This is a genomic window from Mycobacterium sp., from assembly GCF_049673265.1.
Taxonomy (GTDB): Bacteria; Actinomycetota; Actinomycetes; order Mycobacteriales; family Mycobacteriaceae; genus Mycobacterium.
Map to the genome: position 1 here is coordinate 1 of NZ_JBATXN010000646.1, position 10,325 is coordinate 10,325.

Consider the following 10,325-nt stretch of genomic DNA (forward strand, 5'->3'; position numbering starts at 1 on the left):
AGCCAGGAGTGCGGCGCGCTCGCCGCGCTCTTTCGCGTCGTCTCGTGCCAGATCGCCGAGCTGAGCGGCAACGAAGGCCCTCGCCGCATCCAGGTCGCGCGAGATGGCGTCCACCAACGCCACATCGCTGAACTCGGTGATCGAAGGCGCCGCGCGCCCAGACAGTTCGATGACCCGACGAGTGCGTAGAGCCTCGAGGTGGGAAGTGCGAAAGCCCGCAGACCCCGGATAGGGCGAGCCCACCGCGACGTGAACGTTGTCGCATTCGTCGGGAAGCTCCGTCGCCATGCCCGCGAGCGAAGTCTTTACGTCCCCCGTGATCGATGCCCATCCCCACACCGCCAGTGGGCCGTCCGCCACAACGAGCGAGTGCCCCGCCCCGAGGAACCTACCAACCCGCCTAGCGATTCCCTGAAGATCGACACCGCGGTCGTCGACCCAGCACACGAAACCGATCTGCCGACCGGTAAGCCGGTGACTGAGCACACGTTCGGCCCGAGCGATGTCGACACGTTCCCCAGCGAGCAGTGCCCGCACGACATCGTCGCGCTCGGCTCTTGCCTGGTTCTGGCGTCGGTCGAGCTCAGCAACGTACTCGGCAGCCACCAGACTGGAGATGCGGTCGATGTATCGAAACCCGAACCGCTCCAGATCGATAAACGTCCTCAGCGCGACAGTGGGGTCGTCGATCAAGTCAGTGAGCGACTCGGAAAGCTTCTCGGTGAAGTACTCATGACCCAACCGATAAAACCGCAGCATCACATCGACGCTGTGTCCTCGTGATGCCATTGCTCGCGCGTGTTCGAGCGCCGTTACCGGCGCTTCCGCCGCTGCTACGTCGATCCCATGACGAAACATCGAAAGTACCGCTTCGAGATTCGACGAGCACGATCCCAGGGTCAGGCCGCGAAGCTCGGCATCCCCGCCGACCTCCGGTATCCGCTCGACTAAATACCTGAGCATGTCGTCAGCCAGGCTGGACACATTCGCCAGCAGAGACGCGGCGACACCCCTTCCAGCGACCGCGCCTTGGGCCGGCTCAAGCGCGTCCATAACTGCACACTAACGGCGACGGAACTGCGACAGCCGACCGTTCACGATCGACGCAGCACCCAAGCTGTCACGTGGCTAGGGGCGAGGACCGTCGGCCAGTTCAGCCGAGCCATCATCGAGAACCTCACCGAAAACTGCGCCAGCCACCGAATACACGCATTGCCGCGACAAACCCCATCTCAGACCTTCAGTGCGCCTTGGGATCCGGTGATGGGTAGGTCAATTGGGGTAATGACGCCCGGTTGCGCGGCGCAGACGAACGGTATGGCGTTGACCGCCGCGACCGCGGTGCTGTCCATCAACACGGTCATCGTGTCCTCGCCGGGCTTGCCGAATCGGATCGTCGCGTCGACGTGTGGTTGGCCTTCGATGACCACGCTGAATCCCTCGGGGTCGCTCCATTGCGGGTCGAGCGCGTCATTGCTCATGGTCCAGCAGATGGCCAGCTCGATCGCCGCACGGCCCTTGCGAATGCCGCGATAGGTGCGGCGTTGACCGCCGACGGTACCGGCGGCGAAGTCCGCCCACCCGAGGTTCAGGTCCCGGGTTAGCACGGCGGGCTCGACGAATGCCTCCTTGGAGTCCAGCTCGGTACCCAGCATCGTGGCGATCATGTCCAGGGTCTCGAAATAGCCGAGCCCGAAACGTTGCGTGTTCGGATCGATCTGCGTAACGCGCTCGCGGGGCGGTTTGCCGAATCCGAGCACCCGCCATGCATCCGCGACGGGATAGGTGGTGCAGTCCAACGTTTCGACGAGCTTGACGTGATGGACTTGTCGGCATGCCCCGGTAAGGAAACCGGCAACGACGTTGATAAAGCCGGGCTCGAATCCCGTTCCCAGGAAGGTGGCGCCGCCCCGTCGTGCCGCCTCCTCAAGCGCTGGTCGCTCGCTTGGGTGATGAGTGCCGGTCAGGAAATCGCCAGTGGTGACGACGTTGATGCCGGAGCGCAGCATTCTGGCCACTAGTTCGTAATCGATGACGCGAGGCATGTAGTTCACGCAATCCGGGCGAAGGTAGATCAGCGCATCGGTATCGGCGGTTGCTGCAATGCCAACCCGGGGTCGGTCGGCCAGTGAACCCGCGTCGCATCCCACCTTGTCCGAACTGAAGGCGTGGACGCCCACTACCTCGAAGTCATCACGGTCCAGCAGTATGCCGAGCGCGCGACTGCCGATGTTGCCGGTTGACCACTGGACAACCTCATATCGCGTCATGCCTCACCGTAACGGTTGACAGGTTCTCTCGAACGTTGTTCTAATCAGATCATTGTTCGAATTCGACCGTCGTTCGAGAGGGGTGGAGGGGCGTGCAAACTGCCTCTGGTGCGCCGGTGCTTCGCCATGGGGCGCTGGACCGGGCGCACCTGACGAAGCACTTGCTGCGTTTGGCAAAGCGCGTCGGCGTCAGCCGGGTCACCATGCGCGAACTCGCGGCTGAAGCAGGTACGGCGGCCTCATCGGTCTACTACCACGTTCGCGACAAGCGCGAACTGTTTGATCTGCTGATTGAGTCGGTGCTCGCCGAGATCGAGGTGCCGCAGGAGGGCGACTGGGAATCGCGTTTGGTTGCGCTTTACGCGAATACCTGGACGGTGTTGCTCGAGGTACCGGGGATCGCGGCCTTGCTTCAGGAATATCCGCACACCACCGCGGCTGCTGAGATGGATCGCGCCTCTCGCCGCATCTTGCACGAATCTGGTTTGCATGCAGAGTATTTCGAGGCGGCGCACACCGCGTTGTACATCCACCTCCTGGGTTCGGTGCAGCTCGCACACATCCGCGAGGCCACCGCTACGGGTGAGGGGCCGAGCGATCGGGCGTTTCGGTACGGGTTGCGTCTGATACTCGCTGGTCTGCGGAGCGAAGTAGGGGGAACCCCATCGTGACAGATACGACGATCGACCTGGCCGAGCCCGCGATCTGGGCGTCGCGATTTCCCGACGAACTGTTCGCCGCACTACGCGCCCGTACGCCGGTGTTTCACCAGCAACTCACCGATGACGTGAAATCTGCAGTGGGTCGCGAGTTTTGGGTCTGCACGAAGCATGCTGATGTCGCGCGAGTGCACCGCGACTGTGAGTTGTTCACCGCGACTCGTGGACCACTGATCCAGGACGTGCCGCTGTTCGACGCCTATCCAGCCATTGTGAGCTTGGACCCGCCCGATCACACCATCCGCCGCAAGGTCATCTCGCGCGCGTTCACCCCGCGGGCGGTGGCAAAGTTGGAAGACGGAATTCGCAAGCGGGCCAGGGCGATGGCCGGCGCCCTGCTGGAATCCGGCGGTGGCGAGTTCGTCGATCTGGCGGCGGGACTGCCGATCTCGGTGATCGGCGACATCGTTGGGATCCCAGAGGCCGATCGGCCGCATGTATTCGGCCTAATCGACAAGGTCTTGAAGACCGCCGGAGCCCAGCTTGCCGTCCCCGACGGCGACGACACATTGCCCTTCGTCGAGTTGTTTCAGTACGCCAGCACGCTGACGGCGAACAAACGCCAAAATCCCGTCGACGACATCTGGAGTGCGCTGTGCACCACGGAGATCACCGCAGACTCGGGGCAAAGCTTCCTATTGCCCTCCAACGAGCTGGAGATCTTCTTCTTTGTTCTGGCGTTGGCCGGCGCCGACACCACTCGCAACGCGTTGTGCGACGGAATTCGGGCCTTCGTCGCCAATCCGGATCAGATCGAGATTTACCGGTCCGAGCCGGACGCACGGAGCACGGCCGTCGAGGAGGTCATCCGGTATTCCACGCCGATCATGTTCTGGGTGCGCGGAGCGACCCAGGACGTGATCCTCGGCGACACGCTTGTCCCCGAGGGCGCGCGCGTGGTGACGATGTTGCGCTCGGCCAATCGCGACGAGGATGTCTTCGAGGATCCGAACCGCTTCGACATTCGCCGTGATCCCAATCCCCACCAGTCATTCGGCGGCGGTGGCGCCCACCACTGTCTGGGCGCCATGCTTGCCCGCGCGGAAGTCAGGGCCGCCCTCGACGAGATCTTGTTGAACACGGACGCCATCGAAACCGGCGAGCCAACGCTGACGCTGCCCGACCTTTCCAACAACATGACCGTTTATGACTCGCTGCCGGTCAGCCTGCATCATGCCCCGCGTATGAACTGAGCGACGCCGTCGCGAGCAGACGCAAAAGCCCCGCGCGCCTCGGCGTGTCGCGCACTTTTGCGTCTGCTCGCGCTACATCGGGTTGGCGCGCAGGTAGCCGTAAATTCCGGCGAAGCCGGCGTTGACGTCGTCGGGAATCGGAACTGGCCCGCCTAAAGCCTTTGCACCCCAGACGATTTGAGCGGTTCGCTCAACCAGTGCGGTGACATGCAGCACCTTGTCCGGCCGCGGCCCGACCGCCACCAGACCGTGGTTGGCAATCAGCGCGGCGGCACGGCCTTCCAACGCCTTGACCGCGTTGCTGCCCACTTCGGGTGTACCGGACGCGGCGTAGTCGGCGCAACGAATCTCGCCGCCGCAGTAGATGGCGAACTCGTCGATGCACGCGGGAATCGGCTGGTGTGCGATCGCGAACATGGTGGCCCACACCGGGTGACTGTGGATGACGCTGCCGATGTCGTCGAACGCCTGAAAGCAGGCCAGGTGCAGCTTCATCTCCGTCGACGGCGATCGGCCCTCGGCGGCGTGCAGCACGCCGCCGTCCGAATCGACCACTACCAGGTCGTCGAGCGTCATTTCGGCGTAATCCACCGACGACGGGGTGATGACCAGGTTGCCGTCCTCGCGCCGCGCCGAGATGTTGCCCGCGGTGCCCTCGACCAACCCGCGGCGCAGCATGTCCTTGGCCGCGGCCAGCACCGCCGCCTCAGCGTTGTCAACAAATTTCATGGCTCTAGCACCTCCGGGTTGACGATATGGGCGGGCGTCTTGCCGGACAGCAGCGCTTCCAGGTCGTGGGCCACCATCTGCGCCTGGCGCGCCTCAGTGTTCCACGTAGCGCCGCCAATGTGGGGCGTGAGCACGACATTGGGCATCGCGACCAGTGGGTGATCGGTCGGCAGCCATTCACCGACGAAGTGGTCCAGGCCCGCGGCGGACACCTTGCCGCTGCGCAGCGCCTCGACCAGCGCGTCGGTGTCGTGTAGCTGAGCCCGGGCGGTGTTGAGGAAGACCACCCCGTCGCGCATTGCCGCGAATTGCTTGGCGCCGATCAGCCCGGTGGTGTCGGCGGTGACCGGCGCGTGCAGCGAGACGATGTCGGCCTCGGCGAGCAGTTCGTCGAGACCGTGGGTGGCCTCGTCGTTGTACGGGTCATAGGCGATGACCCGCATGCCGAGCCCGGCCATTCGCCACTTCACCGCCCGCCCAACGGCGCCCAGGCCAACCAAGCCGACTGTTTGCCCGGCCACCTCCCACGCGCGGAAGCGCTGATAGGGAATGCTGCCGTCGCGGAACACCTCGCCGGCCCGCACATCGGCATCGGCACCCAACACGTGGCGGGTGGCGGCGAAAAGCAGCGCCAGCGTCATCTCGGCGACCGCGTCGGCGTTGCGGCCCGGGGTGTTCAGCACCGGAATGCCGGCCGCCGTCGCACCCGCGATGTCGACGTTGTTGGGATCTCCGCGAGTGGATGCAATGGCCCGCAAGCCCAAGTCGAACACCGGACCGCTGACCGAATCACTTTCCACCACAACGATATCGGCGGCCTCGGCGGATATCCGGTCGGCCAGCTGCTCGGCGGTGTAGATGCGCAACGGGGTCTGTTCGATCCACGGGTCATAGACGACATCGGCCAGCTGTCGCAACTTTTCGAACCCCTCGCCACGCAACGGGGCCGTCACCAAAGCACGGGTCACGACTGCCAATGCTGGCGTACGGTGACGCCCGTGTCACGCGAAGAGGTCACAATCGGCATCGACATCGGCACTACCGCAGTCAAAGCGGTGGCCGCCGACCAGGATGGCCGGGTGGTCGCGCGGACACGCATCCCGCACGAGTTGCGGGTGCCGACGCCGGACCGGCTGGAGCACAACGCAGAAGAGGCGTGGCGGCTCGGCCCATTGGCCGCACTGGACCAACTGGCGCGCCCGGACGCCGCAGCGGTCGCGGTTTCCGCGATGGTCCCGTCGCTGACCGCGGTCGATTCCGGCGGCCATCCGATCACGCCGGGGCTGCTCTACGGCGACAGCCGGGGCCGCGTTGTCGAGACGGACAGCGGCAGCCCGTTCCCGGTGGGCGAGGCTGCGGAATTTCTGCGCTGGACGGCCGCGCAAGCCCCCGATGCGGCCGGGTACTGGCCGGCGCCGGCGGTCGCCAATTACGCGCTGGCCGGCGAGGCGGTGGTCGATTTTCCCACCGCGTACACCGCGCTGCCGCTGTTCGACGGCGCCTGGAACGCCGCAGCCTGTGCCGACCGCGGGGTGACGGTCGACCGGATGCCCCGGGTGGAAGCACCCGGTGTTGCGGCCGGGCAGCTGCGCAACGCCGGTGCCGTGCTGGCGGTGGGCGCCATCGACGCGCTGTGTGAGCAGATGGTGGCCGGCGCCGACGACGACGGCGATGTGATCGTGCTGTGCGGCACCACGTTGATCGTCTGGGTGACCATTCCCGATGCGCGGCAGGTGCCGGGCCTGTGGACGCTGCCAACCATGACCGGAAAGAGCCAGATCGGCGGAGCCAGCAATGCCGGCGGGCTGTTCCTCGGTTGGGTCGATCGGGTGCTCGGGCCGGGCGACCCGGCGGCGGCGGACCCGCGGCGGGTGCCGGTGTGGTCGCCGTACCTGCGCGGCGAGCGCACACCCTTCCACGACCCCGACCGTCGCGGGATGCTCGACGGCCTGGACCTCACCCACGACGCGGCGGCGCTGCGCCGGGCCGCCTACGAGGCGTCCGGCTTCGTCGTCCGCCAGCTCATCGAACTGAGCGGGGTGAACCCGTCGCGGATCGTGGCCGCGGGCGGTGGTACCCGCGTCGAGCCGTGGCTGCGGGCCATCGCCGATGCCACCGGCCGGCCGGTGGAGGTGTCGGGTGTGGCCGAAGGCGCGGCGCTGGGCGCTGCTTTCCTGAGCCGGATGGCAATCGGCAAAGAGTCGTCGATGGCCGATGCCGCGCGCTGGGCCGCCATCGAGCGCGTCGTGCAACCCGATCCCGCCTGGACGGGTCCGATGGCCCGGCGTTACGGCCGGTTTCTCGAGATGGCTGACCGGCCGTCAACAGCTAGCTGAGGGTTGCGATCACCGCGATGATGTTGCGGAAAGCGGCCAATGCTTCGTCGGTGGGGAATGGGCGACCGTAGTCGGCGAACAGCTCCCGTCGGGCGCGGCTGGCGACTTGCCAGCCCCGAGCGCTGAGGTACTCGGCGACGTTGTTGCGCTCGCCGTCGTAGAACAGCCCCGACAAATCGAGATCGCAGCCCAGGTTGGCCCAGCGGGCGTTCATCGCCTTGCCTCGTTCGGCCATCGTCGGACCGCTGTCCGGGTGATATTCGGTGGCCAGTTGACTACCAGGGGCGCTGAGCGCGGTGATGTGATCGAAGAGCCGATCCTGGGCTTCGGGCGGTAGATACATCAACAGTCCTTCGGCGCTCCAGGCCGTCGGTTTGGTGTCGTCAAAACCGCTGTCGCGCAACGCCGTCGGCCAGTCTTCGCGCAAATCGATGCTGACCGTGCGGCGCTCGGTCGTCGGTTCGGCGCCCAGCTGCGCCATCGTGTCGGTTTTGAATTCGACGACCTTGGGCTGGTCGACTTCGTAAACGACGGTGCCGGGCGGCCACGCCAGCCGATACGCCCTGGCGTCCAGACCGGCGGCCAGGATCACCGCCTGACCAATCCCCGCTGCCGTTGCGTGCAGGAAGAAGTCATCGAAGAACCGGGTGCGCACCGCGAGCGAGTCAGTTTCTGTTTGCAATTCGACCTCGCCGGGCTGGCCTGCATCGGTCGGTCTGATCTCGCCGTCGAGCACACGGATGAAGAAATCAATCCCCACCGCCCGCACCAGCGGGGCGGCGAACGGGTCGTCGATGATCGGCTCGGCGTCCTTGCTGGCCAGAGCGCGGGCGGCGGCGACCATCGTCGCGGTGGCGCCGACGCTGGATGCCAGGTCCCAGGTGTCGCTGTCGCTGCGTGCCATCGTCACTCCCAACCAACTTGATATTTAGCCAAGGTAAAGAGCCAGTGAAACTGTACGCCTTGTTTTGATGTGAGGCGCTGTGTGCGGGGCCACCCGTTTTAGGGGAGGCGCGACCACCGCTGTTAGTCTCGTAGACTGTCTGACGCGCGCCGGACACCTCCTGGCCTGCGAGTGCTTGGCGCGTAGGACCGCTGGATTTTTTAATGCTGGTAACACCAGCCCCGTTGGCATGCCGCTACCAGAGACCGGCGGCGCAGGAGGAAGAGTGTTTTCGGCTTTCATCTCATCGCTGCGAACAGTCGACCTGAGACGCAAGATCCTGTTCACGCTGGGCATCGTGGTCCTCTACCGGGTTGGCGCGTCCGTGCCGTCGCCCGGGGTGAACTACCCGAATGTGCAGAAGTGCATCCAACAAGTCAGCGGTGGGGAAGCGGCCCAAATTTACTCGCTGATCAACCTGTTTTCCGGCGGTGCGTTGCTGCAGCTGACGGTGTTCGCGGTCGGGGTCATGCCGTATATCACCGCGAGCATCATCGTGCAGCTGCTCACCGTGGTCATCCCCAGGTTTGAGGAACTGCGTAAAGAAGGGCAGTCCGGCCAGGTCAAGATGACCCAGTACACCCGCTACCTGGCGATCGCGCTGGCCATTCTGCAGGGCACCAGCATCGTGGCGCTGGCCGCTAACGGCGGGCTGCTGCAGGGCTGCAGCCTGGACATCATCTCCAACCAGAGCATCTTCACCTTGGTCGTGATCGTGCTGGTGATGACGGCGGGCGCGGCGCTGGTGATGTGGATGGGCGAGATGATCACCGAACGCGGCATCGGCAATGGCATGTCGCTGCTGATTTTCGCCGGCATCGCCGCCCGTATTCCGGGTGAAGGCAAGAGCATCCTGGACAGCCGCGGCGGGGTGATCTTCGCGGCGGTGTGCTTCGCAGCCCTGATCATCGTCGTCGGCGTGGTGTTCGTCGAGCAGGGCCAGCGCCGCATCCCGGTGCAGTACGCCAAGCGAATGGTGGGCCGGCGGATGTACGGCGGCACCTCGACGTATCTGCCGCTGAAGGTCAACCAGGCCGGTGTTATCCCGGTCATCTTCGCCTCGTCGCTGATCTACATTCCGCGCCTGATCACCCAGCTGATCCGTAGCGGCACGGGCGGTGCAGGCAACAGCTGGTGGGACAAATTCATCGCCAACTACCTGTCGAACCCCGGCAGCCCGGTCTACATCGCCGTCTATTTCGGGCTGATCATCTTCTTCACCTACTTCTACGTCTCGGTCACGTTCAACCCCGACGAACGTGCCGACGAGATGAAGAAGTTCGGCGGTTTCATTCCCGGTATTCGGCCCGGAAAGCCAACCGCTGACTACCTGCGGTATGTGCTCGGCAGGATCACGCTGCCAGGCTCGATCTACCTCGGCGTCATCGCGGTACTGCCAAATCTGTTCCTCCAGATCGGCAACACGGGGACCGTGCAGAACCTGCCGTTCGGCGGCACTGCGGTCTTGATCGCGATCGGTGTCGGTTTGGATACCGTGAAACAGATTGAGAGCCAACTGATGCAGCGCAACTACGAAGGGTTCCTCAAGTGAGAGTCGTGTTGCTTGGTCCGCCCGGAGCGGGTAAGGGCACGCAGGCCGAGAAGCTGGCAGAAAAACTCGAAATACCGCATCTGTCGACCGGACAGCTGTTTCGGGACAACATCAACACCGGCACCAAGCTCGGTCTGGAAGCCAAGCGCTACCTGGACGCCGGCGATCTGGTGCCGTCTGAACTGACCAACGAACTCGTCGACGACCGGCTGACCAAGCCGGACGTAGGCGACGGCTTCATCCTGGACGGCTACCCGCGCTCGGTCGGGCAGGCCAAGGCACTGCACGACATGCTCGAGCGCCGCGGGACCCAGCTCGACGCGGTGCTGGAGTTTCGGGTGTCGGAGGAGGTGTTGCTCGAGCGGCTCAAAGCGCGCGGCCGCGCCGACGACACCGACGAGGTCATCCTCAACCGGATGAAGATCTACCGCGACGAAACCGCGCCGCTGATCGAGTACTACACCGACGAGTTGAAAACGGTCGACGCGGTCGGATCTGTCGACGAAGTATTCGCCCGCGCGCTACAAGCCTTGGGAAAGTAACGTGATCGCCCTGGGCGTGCTGCGCAGTCGCAAGCTCGTTC

The 10,325-nt window shown here is 64.9% G+C and carries 10 protein-coding genes; 5 read left to right on the forward strand and 5 right to left on the reverse strand.

Annotated elements, in window-relative coordinates; translation table 11 throughout:
- Both WBF82_RS21865 and WBF82_RS21870 read right to left on the reverse strand, forming a co-directional pair.
- The coding region (locus tag WBF82_RS21865; protein ID WP_424385023.1) for a hypothetical protein at positions 1-1,053 on the reverse strand (1,053 nt) is incomplete at its 3' end.
- Positions 1,054-1,232: 179 nt separating this feature from the next.
- A complete protein-coding gene (locus tag WBF82_RS21870; RefSeq protein WP_424385024.1) occupies positions 1,233-2,270 on the reverse strand; it encodes a dihydrodipicolinate reductase in 1,038 nt (345 codons plus the stop codon).
- Positions 2,271-2,362: 92 nt separating this feature from the next.
- Between WBF82_RS21870 and WBF82_RS21875 the strand changes: the two genes are divergently transcribed.
- Positions 2,363-2,941: a TetR/AcrR family transcriptional regulator gene (locus tag WBF82_RS21875; RefSeq protein WP_424385025.1), complete on the forward strand. Its 579-nt coding sequence runs from the start codon at positions 2,363-2,365 to the stop codon at positions 2,939-2,941.
- Entirely contained in the window at positions 2,938-4,182 is a 1,245-nt protein-coding gene (locus WBF82_RS21880) for a cytochrome P450 (protein WP_424385026.1), read from the forward strand. Before WBF82_RS21875 ends, WBF82_RS21880 begins: the two co-directional genes overlap by 4 nt.
- Positions 4,183-4,254: 72 nt before the next feature.
- Here WBF82_RS21880 and WBF82_RS21885 read toward each other — a convergent pair whose 3' ends face one another.
- Together WBF82_RS21885 and WBF82_RS21890 are read right to left on the reverse strand one after the other, a co-directional pair.
- On the reverse strand, positions 4,255-4,911 hold the full coding sequence (locus WBF82_RS21885; RefSeq protein ID WP_424385027.1) for an L-fuculose-phosphate aldolase: 657 nt from the start codon (positions 4,909-4,911) through the stop codon (positions 4,255-4,257).
- Positions 4,908-5,888 (reverse strand): NAD(P)-dependent oxidoreductase, encoded by a 981-nt coding sequence (locus WBF82_RS21890; RefSeq protein ID WP_424385028.1) that lies wholly within the window; start codon positions 5,886-5,888, stop codon positions 4,908-4,910. Before WBF82_RS21890 ends, WBF82_RS21885 begins: the two co-directional genes overlap by 4 nt.
- Before the next feature lie 21 nt (positions 5,889-5,909).
- Between WBF82_RS21890 and WBF82_RS21895 the strand changes: the two genes are divergently transcribed.
- Positions 5,910-7,247, forward strand: coding sequence for a xylulokinase (locus WBF82_RS21895; RefSeq protein WP_424385029.1), 1,338 nt, complete (start codon positions 5,910-5,912; stop codon positions 7,245-7,247).
- Here the strand turns inward: WBF82_RS21895 and WBF82_RS21900 are convergent.
- Positions 7,240-8,151: a class I SAM-dependent methyltransferase gene (locus WBF82_RS21900; protein WP_424385030.1), complete on the reverse strand. Its 912-nt coding sequence runs from the start codon at positions 8,149-8,151 to the stop codon at positions 7,240-7,242. The two genes, WBF82_RS21895 and WBF82_RS21900, sit on opposite strands and share 8 nt — an antisense overlap.
- A 265-nt stretch (positions 8,152-8,416) precedes the next feature.
- On the opposite strand from WBF82_RS21900, the gene secY reads away from it, so the two are divergent.
- Complete coding sequence (gene secY / locus WBF82_RS21905) at positions 8,417-9,742, forward strand: preprotein translocase subunit SecY (RefSeq protein WP_424385031.1); 1,326 nt, start codon at positions 8,417-8,419, stop codon at positions 9,740-9,742.
- Entirely contained in the window at positions 9,739-10,284 is a 546-nt protein-coding gene (locus tag WBF82_RS21910; RefSeq protein WP_424385032.1) for an adenylate kinase, read from the forward strand. Before secY ends, WBF82_RS21910 begins: the two co-directional genes overlap by 4 nt.
- Positions 10,285-10,325: the final 41 nt, after the last annotated feature.

Coding starts and splice junctions, on each gene's coding strand:
- WBF82_RS21900 (WP_424385030.1), bottom strand. CDS start 8,151: ATGGCACGCAGCGACAGCGACACCTGGGACCTGGCATCCAGCGTCGGC.
- WBF82_RS21885 (WP_424385027.1), bottom strand. CDS start 4,911: ATGAAATTTGTTGACAACGCTGAGGCGGCGGTGCTGGCCGCGGCCAAG.
- WBF82_RS21870 (WP_424385024.1), bottom strand. CDS start 2,270: ATGACGCGATATGAGGTTGTCCAGTGGTCAACCGGCAACATCGGCAGT.